Source organism: Agrobacterium sp. CCNWLW155, from assembly GCF_036888815.1.
Classification (GTDB): Bacteria; Pseudomonadota; Alphaproteobacteria; order Rhizobiales; family Rhizobiaceae; genus Agrobacterium; species Agrobacterium radiobacter.
This window is the reverse complement of sequence record NZ_JBAKFW010000009.1, coordinates 137,587-153,244: the sequence shown is the minus strand read 5'-3', so window position 1 is coordinate 153,244 and position 15,658 is coordinate 137,587. Positions and strand designations below refer to the sequence as shown.

At 58.5% G+C, this 15,658-nt stretch carries 15 protein-coding genes; 10 read left to right on the top strand and 5 right to left on the bottom strand.

The window, feature by feature from the left end:
* Positions 1 to 30: 30 nt before the first annotated feature.
* A complete protein-coding gene (gene ccmA / locus V6S97_RS22495; RefSeq protein WP_003505061.1) occupies positions 31 to 672 on the bottom strand; it encodes a heme ABC exporter ATP-binding protein CcmA in 642 nt (213 codons plus the stop codon).
* 268 nt (positions 673 to 940) lie between these two features.
* Here ccmA and acnA point away from each other — a divergent pair, with 268 nt between their 5' ends.
* The 3 genes from acnA to V6S97_RS22480 all read left to right on the top strand — a co-directional run bounded on the left by acnA (position 941) and on the right by V6S97_RS22480 (position 5,356).
* A complete protein-coding gene (gene acnA / locus V6S97_RS22490) occupies positions 941 to 3,634 on the top strand; it encodes an aconitate hydratase AcnA (protein ID WP_003505059.1) in 2,694 nt (897 codons plus the stop codon).
* A gap of 189 nt (positions 3,635 to 3,823) precedes the next feature.
* Complete coding sequence (locus V6S97_RS22485; protein WP_003505058.1) at positions 3,824 to 4,564, top strand: DUF1223 domain-containing protein; 741 nt, start codon at positions 3,824 to 3,826, stop codon at positions 4,562 to 4,564.
* A 399-nt stretch (positions 4,565 to 4,963) separates the two neighbouring features.
* Entirely contained in the window at positions 4,964 to 5,356 is a 393-nt protein-coding gene (locus tag V6S97_RS22480) for a DUF2794 domain-containing protein (RefSeq protein WP_003505057.1), read from the top strand.
* A gap of 126 nt (positions 5,357 to 5,482) precedes the next feature.
* On the opposite strand, the gene V6S97_RS22475 is transcribed toward V6S97_RS22480, so the two are convergent.
* The 3 genes from V6S97_RS22475 to V6S97_RS22465 form a co-directional block, all read right to left on the bottom strand.
* On the bottom strand, positions 5,483 to 6,220 hold the full coding sequence (locus V6S97_RS22475; protein ID WP_003505056.1) for a Bax inhibitor-1/YccA family protein: 738 nt from the start codon (positions 6,218 to 6,220) through the stop codon (positions 5,483 to 5,485).
* 218 nt (positions 6,221 to 6,438) lie between these two features.
* Positions 6,439 to 9,000: an ABC transporter permease gene (locus tag V6S97_RS22470; RefSeq protein ID WP_080866476.1), complete on the bottom strand. Its 2,562-nt coding sequence runs from the start codon at positions 8,998 to 9,000 to the stop codon at positions 6,439 to 6,441.
* A complete protein-coding gene (locus tag V6S97_RS22465) occupies positions 8,997 to 9,707 on the bottom strand; it encodes an ABC transporter ATP-binding protein (protein WP_003505053.1) in 711 nt (236 codons plus the stop codon). The genes V6S97_RS22470 and V6S97_RS22465 overlap by 4 nt, the downstream gene beginning before the upstream one ends.
* A 91-nt stretch (positions 9,708 to 9,798) precedes the next feature.
* Between V6S97_RS22465 and V6S97_RS22460 the strand changes: the two genes are divergently transcribed.
* Positions 9,799 to 10,449, top strand: a complete 651-nt coding sequence (locus V6S97_RS22460) for an arylesterase (protein ID WP_003505051.1) — start codon at positions 9,799 to 9,801, stop codon at positions 10,447 to 10,449.
* Between the two features lie 68 nt (positions 10,450 to 10,517).
* Positions 10,518 to 11,111 carry an RNA 2',3'-cyclic phosphodiesterase gene (gene thpR / locus V6S97_RS22455; protein ID WP_003505049.1) on the top strand — a complete coding sequence of 198 codons (594 nt, stop codon included), beginning with the start codon at positions 10,518 to 10,520 and terminating at the stop codon, positions 11,109 to 11,111.
* Here thpR and V6S97_RS22450 read toward each other — a convergent pair.
* Positions 11,045 to 11,524 (bottom strand): low molecular weight protein-tyrosine-phosphatase, encoded by a 480-nt coding sequence (locus V6S97_RS22450; RefSeq protein WP_003505047.1) that lies wholly within the window; start codon positions 11,522 to 11,524, stop codon positions 11,045 to 11,047. The genes thpR and V6S97_RS22450 overlap by 67 nt on opposite strands.
* A gap of 58 nt (positions 11,525 to 11,582) precedes the next feature.
* Between V6S97_RS22450 and V6S97_RS22445 the strand changes: the two genes are divergently transcribed.
* The 5 genes from V6S97_RS22445 (at position 11,583) to V6S97_RS22425 (ending at position 15,622) form a co-directional block, all read left to right on the top strand.
* A complete protein-coding gene (locus tag V6S97_RS22445) occupies positions 11,583 to 11,888 on the top strand; it encodes a 4a-hydroxytetrahydrobiopterin dehydratase (RefSeq protein ID WP_003505045.1) in 306 nt (101 codons plus the stop codon).
* 51 nt (positions 11,889 to 11,939) lie between these two features.
* On the top strand, positions 11,940 to 12,320 hold the full coding sequence (locus V6S97_RS22440; protein WP_003505043.1) for a YkvA family protein: 381 nt from the start codon (positions 11,940 to 11,942) through the stop codon (positions 12,318 to 12,320).
* 297 nt (positions 12,321 to 12,617) lie between these two features.
* A complete protein-coding gene (locus V6S97_RS22435) occupies positions 12,618 to 13,121 on the top strand; it encodes an invasion associated locus B family protein (protein WP_003505042.1) in 504 nt (167 codons plus the stop codon).
* 266 nt (positions 13,122 to 13,387) lie between these two features.
* On the top strand, positions 13,388 to 14,560 hold the full coding sequence (gene rlmN / locus V6S97_RS22430; protein ID WP_077998729.1) for a 23S rRNA (adenine(2503)-C(2))-methyltransferase RlmN: 1,173 nt from the start codon (positions 13,388 to 13,390) through the stop codon (positions 14,558 to 14,560).
* A gap of 108 nt (positions 14,561 to 14,668) precedes the next feature.
* Positions 14,669 to 15,622, top strand: coding sequence for an ABC transporter substrate-binding protein (locus V6S97_RS22425; protein WP_003505038.1), 954 nt, complete (start codon positions 14,669 to 14,671; stop codon positions 15,620 to 15,622).
* Positions 15,623 to 15,658: the final 36 nt, after the last annotated feature.

The window sequence follows — 15,658 nt, the reverse complement described above, 5'->3', positions numbered from 1 at the left end:
AGAGGGGGGTAAGCCGCACGCACATCACCCTCATGCCCAAGCCTCCACCCCTGCAAACCCCGTCATCTGCAATTCCTGCGTATTCTCCAACCCCAGCGGTTGATGGGTCGCAGCAAGTACAATCCCGCCCCTTCCAAGGTGGTTTTTCACAAGATCGGTAAACATTCCGTCCGCAGCCTTATCAAGCGCCGCGGTCGGCTCATCGAGAATCCACACCGGTCGCCAGGCAATCAAAAGCTTCGCCATGGCAAACCGCCGCTGCTGGCCGGCGGAGAGGTAACCGAAGGGCAGGTGGGTAATGTCGGCAAGGCCGACAATCTCCGCGGCCTCATCAATCGCCATGCCCCTGCCGCCGGGAAAGTCGCCGAGGAAATCCTTCCAGAAGCGCAGGTTTTCCGAAACGGTCAGTTCGGTTTTCATGGCATTGCGATGGCCGAGATAATGGCAGGCCTCCGAGGGGCGCATGTCCGGCTCAATTCCTTCGCCGGCTATCTTAATCCGTCCCTGCTCGGGCCGCAGAAGACCCGCCACCGTGCGCAGCAGCGTGGATTTTCCCGAGCCGTTGCGCCCGGTCAGCACCAGCGCCTCTCCGTCGCTTAACTTGAAGGAAATATTCATGAATATGAAATCTTCGCCGCGTCGCACGCCAAGATTTTCCGCCGTCAAATCCATGCTGCGGTTCCGTTTCAGATTTCGTCGTCTCGATAAAAAAATCGATTAGCTTGGTTGAATGGTCTGGCACGTTTCTCTGAAATTATCTATATGGGTGTCAACACGCCAGCGGCCGGCGTGAACATCATCTTGCGCCGGACTTGACGATTGCGAGGAGCAATTTTCACGTGCGGACAGCGGAAATGGTCGTACCCGCATCCTGATGTGCATGAGTGCATAGGTGTCCGCACGAACGTGTTGGCTATCAGTGTAAGCGGGGTTTTTATCCATGCCCAAATCACTCGACAGTTTCAAATGTCGTTCCGTCCTTACCGTTGGCGGTAAGGATTACGTCTATTTCAGCCTTCCCAAGGCTGAAGCAAATGGCCTGAAGGGCGTTTCCAAGCTGCCCTATTCCATGAAGGTTCTTCTGGAAAACCTGTTGCGTTTCGAGGACGGCCAGTCCGTCACCAAGGAACATATCCTTGCGGTGTCCGAATGGCTTGGTAACAAGGGCCTGACCGAAACCGAAATCGCCTACCGCCCCGCCCGCGTTCTCATGCAGGACTTCACCGGTGTTCCCGCCGTGGTTGATCTTGCCGCCATGCGTGACGGTATCAAGGCTCTTGGCGGCGATCCGGAAAAGATCAACCCGCTGGTTCCCGTCGATCTCGTCATTGACCACTCTGTTATCGTCGATGAATTCGGCACGCCGAGCGCCTTTGCCCGCAACGTCGAACTGGAATATGAGCGCAACGGCGAGCGTTACCGCTTCCTGAAGTGGGGCCAGCAGGCGTTCAAGAATTTCCGCGTGGTTCCGCCCGGCACAGGCATCTGTCACCAGGTCAACCTCGAATATCTCGGCCAGACCGTCTGGACGAAGGAAGAGGACGGCGAGACGATCGCTTATCCGGATACCTGCGTCGGCACGGATTCGCATACGACCATGATCAACGGTCTCGGCGTTCTCGGCTGGGGTGTCGGCGGTATCGAGGCTGAAGCTGCCATGCTCGGCCAACCGGTCTCCATGCTTCTGCCCGAGGTCATCGGCTTCAAGCTGACCGGCAAGGTGAAGGAAGGCGTCACCGCGACGGACCTCGTTCTGACGGTCGTGCAGATGCTGCGCAAGAAGGGCGTGGTATCGAAGTTCGTCGAATTCTTCGGCCCCGGCCTTGATTCGATGTCTCTGGCCGACCGTGCGACCATCGGCAATATGGGTCCGGAATATGGCGCGACCTGCGGCTTCTTCCCGGTTGACGGCGAAACCATCAACTACCTGACCATGTCCGGCCGCGCCAAGGACCGTATCGCGCTCGTCGAAGCCTATTCGAAGGCGCAGGACATGTGGCGCACCGGCGATGGTTCCGACCTCGTCTTCACCGACACGCTGGAACTCGATCTTGGTGACGTCGTGCCCTCCATGGCCGGTCCGAAGCGCCCGGAAGGCCGTCTGCCGCTCGAAACCATCGCACCGAATTTCGCGACGGCTCTCGAGAACGACTACAAGAAGCCCGGCCAGATCAACAGCCGCTATGCTGTCGAAGGCGAAGCTTTTGATCTCGGTCACGGCGATGTGGCGATTGCCGCCATCACCTCCTGCACGAACACCTCCAACCCCTCGGTTCTCATCGCCGCCGGCCTTCTCGCCCGCAACGCTGTCGCCAAGGGGCTGAAGTCCAAGCCGTGGGTGAAGACCTCGCTGGCACCGGGATCGCAGGTTGTTGCCGAATATCTCGACAAGTCCGGTCTGCAGAAGGATCTCGATGCGATCGGCTTCAACCTCGTCGGCTTCGGCTGCACGACCTGCATCGGTAACTCCGGTCCGCTGCCGCCTGCGATCTCCAAGACGATCAACGACAAGGGCCTGATCACATCAGGCGTTCTCTCTGGTAACCGCAACTTCGAAGGCCGCATCTCGCCTGACGTGCAGGCGAACTATCTGGCCTCGCCGCCGCTCGTCGTGGCCTATGCGCTTGCCGGCACGGTCCAGAAGGATCTGACCAAGGAGCCGATCGGCGACGACCAGAACGGCAACCCGGTCTATCTCAAGGATATCTGGCCGACCTCCAAGGAAATCCAGGAATTCATCCTGAAATACGTCACCCGTGAGCTCTACGAAACCAAGTATGCTGACGTGTTCAAGGGTGACGCGAACTGGCAGGCCGTTCAGGTTCCGCCGGGCCAGACTTATGCCTGGGACGACAAGTCCACCTATGTTCAAAACCCGCCCTATTTCGTCGGCATGGGCAAAAAGGGCACCGGCCTCAAGAACATCAAGGGCGCGCGAGTCCTCGGTCTCTTCGGCGACAAGATCACCACCGACCATATTTCTCCGGCCGGTTCGATCAAGGCTGCTTCGCCTGCTGGCGCCTATCTGACGGAGCACGGCGTTGCCGTGGCCGACTTCAACCAGTACGGCACGCGCCGTGGCAACCATGAAGTGATGATGCGCGGCACCTTCGCCAATATCCGCATCCGCAACCACATGCTCGGCCCGAACGGCAAGGAAGGTGGCTACACCATCCACTATCCGTCGAAGGAAGAGATGTCGATTTATGACGCCGCGATGAAATACAAGGCGGAAGGCGTTCCGCTCGTCATCTTCGCCGGTGTCGAATATGGTAACGGCTCGTCCCGCGACTGGGCGGCGAAGGGCACCAACCTGCTCGGCGTCAAGGCCGTCATCGCGCAGTCCTTCGAACGCATCCACCGTTCGAACCTCGTCGGCATGGGTGTCGTTCCCTTCGTTTTCGAGGAAGGCACTACCTGGGCGAGCCTCGACCTCAAGGGCGACGAAATCGTCGAGATCGATGGTCTCGAAGGTGAAATCAAGCCGCGTGAAAAGAAGATCGCCAAGATCACCTACAGCGACGGTACGGTGAAGGAAGTTCCGCTTCTCTGCCGCATCGATACGCTTGATGAAGTGATCTACATGAACAATGGCGGCATTCTGCAAACCGTTCTTCGCGATCTGGTCGCGTAAAGCTTTGAAAATCTAAGGCGCCGGGCGGAATCCCGGCGTCTTTCCGTTTCAAGTCTCTTTTTTTGTGATTGTCGCTCACCCCTTCGTGACTTTCTATTGAAGGGCAATAGACGTTATTTTCCGGTTTGCATCCCGGCAGGATTGATCGCATCAATTCGTCTGGATCTCTTCCGGACAAAGGTTTTTGTAATGCCGCTGAAATTCCCCCTGTCGATATGTCTTCTCGGCACGTTTCTCGTCACCTCCGCGCAGGCGCAGGAAGCTGTGAAGGGCGTCGTCGAATTGTTCACATCGCAGGGATGTGCCTCGTGCCCGCCGGCGGATGAAGCCTTGCGCAAGATGATCCAGAAGGGCGATGTCGTCGGTCTTTCCTACCATGTCGATTACTGGAACTATCTGGGCTGGACGGATTCGCTGGCATCGAAGGAAAATACCGATCGGCAATATGGCTATATGCGCGCACTCGGCCGCAACGGGGTCTATACGCCGCAGGCCATTCTGAATGGTCGCGACCACGTCAAGGGCGCGGATGTCCGTGGAATCTACGACAGGCTCGATGCTTTCAAGCGCGAAGGCAAGGGACTGAATGTCCCGGTCTCGTCGAAGTTTTCCGGAAACGAGGTGGAGATCGATATTGGTGCCGGCAGCGGTAGGGCTGATGTCGTGGTCGCCTATTTCACGCGCGAACAGACGGTTGATGTGCAGAAGGGGGATAACCAGGGGAAAAAAATGTCCTACTGGCACAGCGTCTATGACGTGCAAACCGTCGGCATGTGGGATGGTTCACCGATGACGGTGAAGCTTCCGGCGAGCGTGGTGGCAAAGGTGAAAAAGGGCGGCTGCGCGGTGCTTTTGCAGACGGCAAATGCCGGCGGCGATCCCGCGGCAATTGTCGGCGCAAGTATCCTGCTTGGAAATGAAACCCCCTGATCGCCTGTGGGCGATGGAAGATCCGGTCCGGGCATTGGGGGCTGGGGGTAAAGGGTCAATGCACCGGACCGGGTCATCTTGGTGCCTAGGCATCAATTGACAATAGGACTATTCCACCCAATTCGGGCCATGGTTTGACCGAAATACGGCAGGCCATGTGAAAATGGCTGCCTAAATGGTTACCATTTTTAACCTCTGCCTTTGCTGTCGGCAGTCCCTCCAGAGGGATGGATGGGGCGCCATTCCGTGCTGGCGCCTTCTGGATCGGCTGCAATTCGAGGCCTGTCAAACCTTTCCTGGAATTGCCGGTCCTGTGCGCCATGGTAGTGCAAAGACTTGCAATTTCGCCCCCTCAGGCTCACACTGCATGGATGATTTGGGTGGAATCGGAGGTATTGGATGACCGATCAACCGGATGTGCAGCAGGTGCAGACCGCTTCACGTGACAATTCCACCGTTATCGATCTCCGGGAATATAAAAAGAACAAGGACCCTTTGCCGGTCACCTTTCACCGGCGCGAGCTGGATGCGATTCTGCGCATCTATGGCCGCATGGTGGGAGAGGGCGAGTGGCGTGACTACGCCATCGATCACCTGAAGGAAAAGGCGGTGTTTTCCGTCTTCAAGCGATCAGGTGAAATGCCGCTTTTCAGGATCGAGAAAAACCCCAAGCTGGGGGCAAAACAGGGTGCCTATTGCGTGGTGAATACGGATGGCCGCATTCTCAAACGTGGCCATGAATTGCCGCAGGTTCTGAAAGTTTTCGACAAGGTTCTGAAGCTCATTGAATGAGCTTTAACAGGAGCGGACTATTCGCAGGAACAGCACGCCCTGACGGATATAGGTGAAGAAATCTTCGCAAATAAAAAGGCGGCCGAAGGGCCGCCTTTCGCATGTCTGTCAGTAGAACTCTTAACCTTAGTCGTCGCGGTTTCCGAGGAACTGCAGGAGGAAGGTGAAGAGGTTGATGAAGTCGAGATAGAGCGTCAGCGCGCCCATGATGGCCTTGCGGCCAGCCACGGCAACATCGTCGCCGTCAAAGTACATTTCCTTGATCTTCTGGGTGTCGTAGGCGGTCAGGCCTGCGAAGATCAGTACGCCGATTGCGGAAATCGCAAACTGCAGTGCGGAGGATGCAAGGAAGATATTGACGATGGAAGCGATGATCAGGCCGAACAGACCCATGATCAGGAACGAACCGAGACCGGAAAGGTTCTTTTTTGTCGTGTAACCGTAAAGCGAGAGCGCACCGAACGAAGCGGCGGTCACGAAGAACGTCTGGACGATGCTCTGGCCGGTGAAGACGATGAAGATCGACGACAGCGACACGCCCATCAGCGCGGCATAGACCCAGAATGTCGTCTGCGCGGCGGAAACGCTCATGTTCTGAATACGGAAGCTAAGGAAGAAAACCAGTGCCAGCGGTGCGAGCATGATGACCCAGCGCAGCGGAGATGCATAAAGCAGCTGCTGGAAGGCAGGGTTGGACGCAGCGAATGAATAGGTTGCGAAAGCCGCAACGCCGGTGATGACCAGAGCCAGCGCCATCAGGTTGTAAACCTTCAGCATATAGGCGCGGAGACCTTCATCGATCATCGCACCAGTCTGTGCACGGGTCTGCGCCATGCGGTTCTGGTAGTTATTGAAGTCAGCCATTGTTTCCTCTTTTGAGCTCCGTAATTGCTACGGTGTCGGGATACCTCCCGGGCGCCGCTGCGGAGCTTCAGCAAGCCTGCCAAAGAATATGATGGCAGAACGTGTCCGATACAAGGCCTTTTCCAGTTGAAAAGACACCATATGCGCGAAAAGCGCTCACGTTTTGGCGATCATTACAAAGAATTAATCGCTAAAGTTAAGCGGGGCACAACCGATGATCATTCTCCCGCCTGCCGCAGAACCGGCGCTGCCTTCTGCCCGAGAATTCGCCATGTGCCGATGAGCCCGATGCCGACAGTCATGACGAGGGCGACGACGAGGGTTCCGATCGCCACATCCGGCAGGAAGCTGGAGGGCAGCTTCATGATGCGGGCGATCACGAACCATGCGGAGACGCCGCCGGCGAAAAGCGCGAAGACGGCGGTGGCGAGACCGAGCATCATATATTCGTAGGAGAAGGCGCGGATGAGCAGGTTTCGTGTGCCGCCCAGCGTTTTCAGGATGACCGCGTCGTGGGTTCGCGCGCGGTTGCCGGCAGCGAGAGCGCCGGCGAGAACGAGGACGGAGGCTATCAGCGCGACGGCGGCAGCGGCGCGAATGGCGGTGGCAAGCTGGCCGACAAGGCGGTTGACGACGTCGAGCGCATCCTTCACGCGCACGCTGGTGATCGTCGGATAGGCGTTGGTGACAGCGCGCAATATGCGGCCTTCGTCGGCGGCGGTTGCGGAAGGGTCGGCGAGTGTTGCCAGCCACGCATGCGGCGCGCCGCGGAAGGTGTTCGGTGAAAACACCATGACGAAATTGATCGACAGTGATTCCCATTCGACGTTGCGCAGATTGGCGATCTTGGCCGTTATGCTGCGTCCGAGCACGTTGACGGTGACCGTGTCGCCGATCTTGAGGCCCAGATCCCCCGCCTCTTTCGCGGCGAAGGAGACCAGCGGCTCGCCGCTATAGTCCGGCCCCCACCATGTTCCCTCCGTCAGCGTCGCGTTTTCAGGAATTTCCTGGGAATAGGTGATGCCCCGGTCACCGCGCAGCACCCAGCGTCCGGAAGATGGCACGTCCATTTTTGTCACGTCCTCGCCGTTAAGCGCCAGAATGCGGCCGCGCAGCATCGGTACTTCGGTCAGGGCTCCTTCCGGCGCTTCTTGCTTCAAAAGATCGCGGAAGCCCTGAACTTCGCTGCCCTGAATATCCACGAAGAAGAAATTCGGTGCCTTTTCCGGCAGGCTGTCCGTCAGTTCACGACGCAGATTGCCGTCGATCAGGGTGAGCGTTACGAGGAGGGTCAGCCCGAGGCCGAGCGAAAGAACGACCGAGGGGGTGAGTGCGCCCGGCCGGTGAATATTACCGATCGCCAGCCTCAGCGCAGCCGAATGAACGCGCGGGCTGCGCTTGGCGATGGCCTTTACGCCCGTAGCCACCAGTCGCAGCACCACGAAGGCAAAAGCGATGGCCGCAAGGAAGATCGAGGCGATGAAGCGGTCTTCCGCCGAAAAGATGGCGAGGGCGGCAAGCGCCGCCAGCAGCAGGCCGGTTGCGGCCAGATAGGGCCAGGATGGCCAGCTTCCTTCTTCGAAACCCTGCTCGCGGAAAAGCGCGGTTGCCGGAACCTCACGCGCCTGGCCAAGGGGAACGATGGCGAAGGCGAACGTGGTCAGGAGGCCGAACAGGGCGGCGAGACCGAGAGCGCCGGGGTAAAAGGCGAGCTCTTCCGGTACAGGCAATACGCCTTCCAGAAACCGCATGGCGATGAGTGGCGCGACGGCGCCGACCACAAGGCCGATGACGATGCCGACGGCGGCAATGAAGGCGATCTGGAAGAGATAGGTCATGGTGACCACGGAGGCCGGTGCGCCCAGGCATTTCAGCGAGGCGATCGTGGTGCGTTTGGAATCCAGAAACGCGCGGACGGCATTTGCGACGCCGACACCGCCGACGATGAGGGCGGTGAGGCCTACCAACGTCAGGAATTGCGAGAAGCGGTTGACGTTTTCGGTGAGCGAGGGTGCCGCCCGGTCGCTGGTGCGGATGGACCAGCCAGCGTCAGGAAAGGCCTTGTTGGCCACGTCGGTCATGGTTACCCGCGCCGCCGGGTCGTTCAGCTTGATCTTGTAGGCGTGTTCCACCAGGCTTCCGGTCTGAACGAGGCCGGAGGCAAAAAGGGCATCGCGGCTGACCATCAGCCTCGGAGCAAAACCGAAGCCGTCAGACAGCGCATCCGGTTCGTCGACCACGGTGCCGGTCAGTTTCAGCTTCACATTGCCGAGCAGGATTTCATCGCCGACCTTGATGCCGAGCCGTTCGAGCAGAAGCGGTGCGGCGATGGCGCCATAGGTGTCGCCGGTGCCAGCCAGAAGCTCGCTTAACGGCCGGTTGGGTTCGGCAACGAAGGTGCCAAAGAGCGGATAGGAGCCGTCTATGGCTTTCACCTCAGTCAACGTCTGTTCGGAACCGTCGGCAAGGCGCGCCATGGAGCGCAGCCCGGTGGAAACCGCGACGGTGCCTAGCCCATCGAGATAGGCCCGTTCTTCCTGCGTTGCTTCCCTGTTGCGCAGTTCGAAACGCACGTCGCCTGCCAGTATGGACTGACCTTCCGTGGCAATGGCGCTGGTGACCGCGCGTGAGACGGAATTGACGGCGGCGATGGCGCCGGTTCCAAGCGCAATACAGGCAAGGAAAATGTAAAAGCCTCGAAGGCCGCCGCGAATTTCTCGCCGTGCGAGCCTCGCGGCGTTTCTGACATTGGCAAAAGACGGGAGAACAGATCCAGTCATGCCGATACCGCCCGCGCAATCTGGGGCTTCGCGCTGTCGCCCTCTATCTCGCCGGAGCGCACCTTGATCTGCCGTGAGCAGCGGGCGGCAAGCGACGGATCATGGGTGACGAGGATCATCGTCATGCCGCGCTCGGCCTGTTTGGCAAAAAGAAGATCAGCGATCTGCCTGCCGGTATCGGTATCGAGATTGCCGGTCGGTTCATCAGCAATCAGTACGGCCGGTGAGGGGGCAAGCGCGCGGGCGATGGCGACACGTTGCTGTTCGCCGCCGGAGAGCTGGCCGGGATAATGGTTCAGGCGTTCGCCGAGACCGACGGCGACGAGTTCGCGCCTGGCGATCTCGAAGGGGTTCGGGGTGTTTGCCAGTTCGAGCGGAACGGCGACATTTTCCAGTGCCGTCATGTTGGCGATGAGATGGAAGGACTGGAAAATAATGCCGATATTCCGGCCGCGAAAATCCGCCAGCGCGTCCTCGCCGAGCTTGTGCAGTTCCGTATTCGCGATGATGATTTCACCGCTATCGAGCCTCTCGAGACCGGCAAGCACCATCAGAAGCGTCGACTTTCCCGAGCCGGAGGGGCCTACGATACCAACCGCCTCGCTCTCTCCGATTGAAAGATTGATGTTCTTGAGAACGTGAACGGAGGCGGCGGCATTGCCGAGCGTGAGGTCGGCTTTCTTCAGCTCTATGATGCTTTTCGTCACAATTCTCGTTCCTATATAGGGTGATGAAAACGGTCTGGCGGTCGATGCGGTCGGTATTTCAGACAATGGGAACCAAGTTAGGAAAGCCGTGATGAGATTTAAAGCTGCCCTGTTTCACTTCATCGTCATTTTCGCTACCGCCTTTTCCGCCACTGTTGTCACGGCTCAGGAGCGGACATGGCAACTGGTCGGCCTCGGCGACAGCCTGATGGCTGGCTATCAGTTGCCCCCAACCGACAGCTACACCGCACAGCTTGAGGCTGCATTAAAGGGCAAGGGCGTCAATGTCGCCATCGCCAATGCCGGTGTGTCCGGCGATACCTCTTCCGGCGGCCTGGCGCGGGCGGAATGGTCGGTTCCCGATGGTACTGATGGGGTCATTCTGGAACTCGGCGCCAATGACGCTCTGCGCGGAATTCCCCCCGAACAGACCGAAAAGAACCTCGACACCATCATTTCCGGCTTCCAGAAGCGCAACATAGCCGTGTTGCTGGTCGGCATTATGGCGCCGCCGAATATGGGCGAAGATTACGCCAAGCGCTTCAATCCGATCTTTCCGAAGCTTGCCGAAAAATACAACCTGCCGCTTTATCCCTTCTTTCTGGATGGCGTGGTGACGGATGATGCGCTGAAGTTGGATGACAAGATGCACCCCAATACCAGGGGTGTGGCGATGATGGTTGAAAAATCTTTGCCGGCTGTTGAAAGCTTCATCAAGACAATCGGTGCGCAAAAAAAATAAGCACTTGCGCCCATCTGCATTGCGTGATTCGCTATGCTTGTTCTGCCAAGAGATTCGGGGAGCTCGCCATGCCGAGACTGTTTACCGCCCTCGAAATTCCGCGCAATGCGGCTATGAGCCTCTCATTGTTGCGCGGTGGTCTGCCGGGAGCCCGGTGGATCGATGTGGAGAATTATCACATAACCCTGCGTTTTATCGGTGACATCGACGGGCGGACCGCCGATGAGGTCGTGGACAGGCTGGATCGGATCGAAAGGCCGGAATTCCAGCTCAATCTCACCGGTATGGGGTCCTTCGGTTCCAAGAAACCGCATTCCATCTGGGCCGGGGTTTCTCCCTCTCCGGAAATGCATGCGCTGCAGGCGGAAGTCGAGAGAATCTGCCAGAGGATCGGTCTCCCGCCCGATCCGCGCAAGTTCATGCCGCATGTCACGCTGGCGCGGCTGCGCTCATCGCGGCTGGACGATGTCGTTCATTATCTTTCCGGACGCGGCAACTTCCGCACCTCGCCCTTCACGGTCGGACGTTTTGTGCTGATGTCTTCGAAGGAATCGGTGGGCGGCGGGCCCTATATCGTTGAAGAGGCGTTCCCGCTTCACGAGGCCCGGTCCAGCTCCATCTTTTCGAGCAACGACCTGCATCCTGCCAAGAGCATGTTGTAGACGCCAAGGAACCCGTCCTCGGCACCGTAATAGGGATCGGGGACGTTCTCACGACGGCCAACGGCATAATCCATGAAGAGATGGATTTTGTGCCGGTGTTTTTCCGGGCTCGATTGAAGCAGGTTCGCCAGATTGTTTTCGTCCATGGCGAGTATCAGGTCGAAGGTCTCGAAATCCGCCCGGGTGACCTGTCTTGCCCGCTGACTTGAAATATCGATGCCGTGTCGTCGCGCCATGGCGATGGACCGGGGATCAGGCGCATCACCCGCGTGCCAGCCGCCGGTGCCGGCGGAATCGATAGCGAGCTGGTCAGACACGGCCGCGTCATCGGCAAGATGTCTCAAAACGCCTTCGGCAATCGGTGAGCGGCAGATATTGCCCATGCAGACAAAAAGAATAGCTGTATGTTTCATGGAATATGCGTCGATCCGGTCGTTGAAGCGTTAATGGGTCTCAAGCGGAGGCAAGTTCATGAAATATCCCAGACTCGAGCCGGACGCCATCCGGCAGGCCCTGTCGAAACTCGAGGGCTGGTCCCTGCGAGAAGACGGGGCGGCGATCGTCCGTTCCTTCAAGTTTTCAAGTTTTGCGGAAGCCTTCGGTTTCATGGCCGAATCCGCACTTGTTGCGGAAAGGCTTAATCATCATCCGGAATGGTCCAATGTCTATTCGCGGGTCAAGGTTTGCCTCACCACGCATGATTCACAGGGAGTGACGGAGCGGGATTTTCTTCTGGCCGAAGCCATGCAGAAGGCGGCTGCGGGCCGAAGCAATTGAACGGCGGACCTTAAATCCCATATAATAGCCGTGACCGGAGGACCGTCGATCATGGATGATGTGAAAATCGGTGAAATTCTTCTGCCGGGTGAAACCGACAGGCAGCAGGAGCGTGAAAATGCGGTGCGGGCGAAATTCTGGCCCAAGCTGAAGCGTGTGATGTCAAAAGTGCCCTTCGCGCGCGATGCGGCGGCGGCCTATTATTGCGCGATCGACCGTGACACGCCGCTGCGCGCAAAGGGTATCATCCTGGCGGCGCTTGCCTATTTCATCATGCCGATGGATGCCGTGCCTGACGTGCTGGCCGTCATCGGTTTTACCGATGATATTGCCGTCATCACGGCAGCGCTTGCCATGATCCGCGCTCATATCAAGATGGAGCACTACGAGGCCGCTGACGCCATGCTGAAGCGACAGCAGGAAGCCGGGTAACGTCTCTGTGATGTGTCCGTCCGGCAGAGCCCGGCGGGTGACAAATTCTTGCCTGAATTTATGTGTCTTACACACGAGGGAAGGGCGTGCCACGCCGTTCTCCTCAGGGCGTCGGGAAGTCGCCAATCTGTAACACCGCAAGACGTTTCCGGCATTTTATGCGTGTTGTTGACGGTTTGGTAACCGCTTTCCGACCACAATGAGAAAAGACGATCCGCACCTGAACGTGGCCGATCCAGAAACTGGGCTCGCCGCTGCTTCGGGCCAATGGAAGACAATAACCCGGCAGGAAATTCTATGTTTGTAAGAAGTGTAGCAACCGCAGCGGCCATTTTGCTGACCAGCGTCGGCGTAGCATCTGCACAGTCGCCCACGCGCATCCAGCAGTTCAATGCATGGGGTGCCTATTCGTACAAATCGGGCAACAGCACCGTCTGCTACGTTCTTTCCATTCCGACCGCCAAGGAACCGGCGAGCGTCGACCACGGCGATATTTTCTTCATCGTGTCGCAGCGCCCGGGCCAGAATATCTCCTATGAGCCGCAGGCCATGGTGGGTTATTCGCTCAAGCAGGGTTCCAAGGTCAATGTGACGATCGACAACAAGAACTTTGTCATGTTCACCAAGGACAAGGCCGCTTGGGTTGAAAACGCCGCTGAAGAACCGGCTCTCGTGGCTGCCATGAAGGGCGGCAAGTCCATGACCGTCAAGGCAGTCTCAGGCCGCGGCACCGCGACCTCCTATTCCTATTCGCTGTCGGGTATTTCGGCAGCTCTCAAGCAGATTGAGAGCTGCAAGTAACCCTGACGCTTCATCGCATTTGATAATGGCCGGTCATTGACCGGCCATTTGCGTTTTTGCCAGTTTGATGCTAAAGGCGCGGCAACATTGACAGGCGGATGCGCGAAAAGTGCTCCGCCTTTGATTTTCTCGACATGCAGACGATTTTCCGCCTATCCGACAGGCCGGTCGTGCGATGCATGGAATGATGGGATAGCGTGATGTCCGTAATGCAAGCCCCTGCCGGCCTGGCAGTCAAAACCCCGCTGATCGCCAATAGCGATCTGATGTCCGGCAAGCCGTCACTGATTGGCCTGACGCGTGAGGAAATGGGCGAGGCGCTGGCCGAGATCGGCGTGCCGCAGAAGCAGGTGAAGATGCGCGTCAGCCAGTTGTGGAACTGGCTTTATGTGCGCGGCGTCTCCGATTTCGACAATATGACCAATGTCGCCAAGGAGCTTCGCGAGAAGCTGAAGGCGGCCTTCACTATTGCCCGCCCGGAAATCGTCGAGGAGCAGATCTCCAATGACGGCACCCGCAAATGGCTGATGCGCTTTCCGCCGCGCGGTGCGGGACGCCCCGTCGAGATCGAGACGGTCTATATTCCCGAAGAAGGTCGCGGCACGCTGTGCATATCGAGCCAGGTCGGCTGTTCGCTGACCTGTTCCTTCTGTCACACCGGTACCCAGCGTCTGGTGCGCAACCTGACGGCTGAGGAAATTCTCGCCCAGCTGCTGCTGGCTCGTGACCGGCTCGGCGATTTTCCCGATGGTTCGACCCCGGTAGGCGCCTATGTGCCGAGCGAGGGCCGCAAGGTCTCCAACATCGTGATGATGGGCATGGGCGAGCCGCTCTATAATTTCGAGCATGTGAAGACCGCGCTCCTGATTGCGACCGATGGCGATGGCCTGTCGCTCTCCAAGCGTCGCGTCACGCTCTCCACCTCCGGCGTCGTGCCGGAAATCTTCCGCACCGGCGATGAGATCGGCGTCATGCTGGCGATTTCGCTGCATGCGGTGCGCGACGACCTGCGTGACATGCTGGTGCCGATCAACAAGAAATATCCGCTGAAGGAGCTGATCGAGGCCTGCCGCAATTATCCGGGTCTCTCCAACGCTCGCCGCATTACCTTCGAATATGTGATGCTGAAGGATGTCAACGACAGCTTGGAAGATGCCAAGATGCTGGTGCAGCTTCTGAAGGGCGTTCCGGCCAAGATCAACCTCATTCCGTTCAATCCATGGCCGGGCACGAACTACCAGTGCTCCGAATGGGCGCAGATCGAGAAGTTCGCCGATTTCATCAATCAGGCGGGTTATGCCTCGCCGATCCGCACGCCGCGCGGCCGCGATATCCTCGCCGCCTGCGGTCAGCTGAAGTCGGAATCCGAGCGCATGCGCAAGACCGAAAGGCTGGCTTTTGAGGCGATGATGATCGCAAACCACGGTGCGGATGACTGAATCAGCCGCAATTGCGCCATAAAGCTTGATTTGCTGCGGTTCTCTGATTGATTTCAGACTGTCTTGTTCCTAAGAAGACGAAAACAGGGAACCAACAGGAGGATATCCATGCGCGCATTCATTCTGGCTCTCGCTGCCGCGAGCGCCCTCGTTCTGCCGGCCAAGGCCGAAAACGTCACCGTCGCCGTCACCGCCATTGTTGAACATCCGGCGCTCGATGCCGCTCGCGATGGTGTGAAGGCCGCCCTTGCCGAAGCCGGTTACAAGGAAGGCGAGAACCTCAAGTTCCTGTACGAGTCCGCGCAGGGCAACCCCGGCACCGCAGCACAGATCGCGCGCCAGTTCGTGGGCGATGCTCCTGATGTCATCGTGCCGATCTCCACGCCGTCCGCCCAGGCCGTCGTTGCCGCCACGCGCGACATTCCGATCGTCTTCACGGCAGTTTCCGATCCGGTCGGCGCGCAGCTCGTCAAGAGCATGGAAAAGCCCGGCGGCAACGTGACCGGCCTTTCCGACATGCTGCCGGTTGGTGAACATCTGGCGCTCATCAAGGAAATCTCGCCGAACGCCAAGTCCATCGGCTTCATCTACAACTCGGCCGAAGCCAACTCCGCCTCGACGCTCGCTTTGCTGAAGGCTGAAGCTGAAAAGGCTGGCCTCAAGATCGTCGAATCCGTCGCCACCAAGTCCGCCGAAGTGCAGGGAGCAACCCGCGCGCTGGTCGGCAAGGCTGACGTGATCTACGTTCCGACCGACAACACCATCGTTTCCGCTTTCGAAGCGGCAGCTGGCGTTGCTTCCGAAGCCAAGATCCCGCTCTACGCCGCCGATACGGATTCCGTTGCCCGCGGTGCGGTTGCGGCCCTCGGCTTCAACTATTTCGACGTTGGCAAACAGACCGGCGCGGTCGTCGTCCGCATCCTCAAGGGTGAAAAGCCGGGCGACATTCCGGCAACCGTTGCTGTCGGTACTGATCTGGTGATCAACAAGAAGGCCGCTGAAAAGGCTGGCGTTACCTTCCCCGAAAGCGTCACGAAGCGCGCCACCAAGGTCATCGACTAACCGAAACCAGACTGAATTGCGGGCGGCGGCATTTCG

Excerpts from the sequence above, each read along its gene's own strand:
- ccmA (WP_003505061.1), bottom strand. The coding sequence starts at position 672 with ATGGATTTGACGGCGGAAAATCTTGGCGTGCGACGCGGCGAAGATTTC.
- acnA (WP_003505059.1), top strand. The coding sequence starts at position 941 with ATGCCCAAATCACTCGACAGTTTCAAATGTCGTTCCGTCCTTACCGTT.
- V6S97_RS22485 (WP_003505058.1), top strand. The coding sequence starts at position 3,824 with ATGCCGCTGAAATTCCCCCTGTCGATATGTCTTCTCGGCACGTTTCTC.
- V6S97_RS22480 (WP_003505057.1), top strand. The coding sequence starts at position 4,964 with ATGACCGATCAACCGGATGTGCAGCAGGTGCAGACCGCTTCACGTGAC.
- V6S97_RS22475 (WP_003505056.1), bottom strand. The coding sequence starts at position 6,220 with ATGGCTGACTTCAATAACTACCAGAACCGCATGGCGCAGACCCGTGCA.
- V6S97_RS22470 (WP_080866476.1), bottom strand. The coding sequence starts at position 9,000 with ATGACTGGATCTGTTCTCCCGTCTTTTGCCAATGTCAGAAACGCCGCG.
- V6S97_RS22460 (WP_003505051.1), top strand. The coding sequence starts at position 9,799 with ATGAGATTTAAAGCTGCCCTGTTTCACTTCATCGTCATTTTCGCTACC.
- thpR (WP_003505049.1), top strand. The coding sequence starts at position 10,518 with ATGCCGAGACTGTTTACCGCCCTCGAAATTCCGCGCAATGCGGCTATG.
- V6S97_RS22450 (WP_003505047.1), bottom strand. The coding sequence starts at position 11,524 with ATGAAACATACAGCTATTCTTTTTGTCTGCATGGGCAATATCTGCCGC.
- V6S97_RS22445 (WP_003505045.1), top strand. The coding sequence starts at position 11,583 with ATGAAATATCCCAGACTCGAGCCGGACGCCATCCGGCAGGCCCTGTCG.
- V6S97_RS22440 (WP_003505043.1), top strand. The coding sequence starts at position 11,940 with ATGGATGATGTGAAAATCGGTGAAATTCTTCTGCCGGGTGAAACCGAC.
- V6S97_RS22435 (WP_003505042.1), top strand. The coding sequence starts at position 12,618 with ATGTTTGTAAGAAGTGTAGCAACCGCAGCGGCCATTTTGCTGACCAGC.
- rlmN (WP_077998729.1), top strand. The coding sequence starts at position 13,388 with ATGTCCGGCAAGCCGTCACTGATTGGCCTGACGCGTGAGGAAATGGGC.
- V6S97_RS22425 (WP_003505038.1), top strand. The coding sequence starts at position 14,669 with ATGCGCGCATTCATTCTGGCTCTCGCTGCCGCGAGCGCCCTCGTTCTG.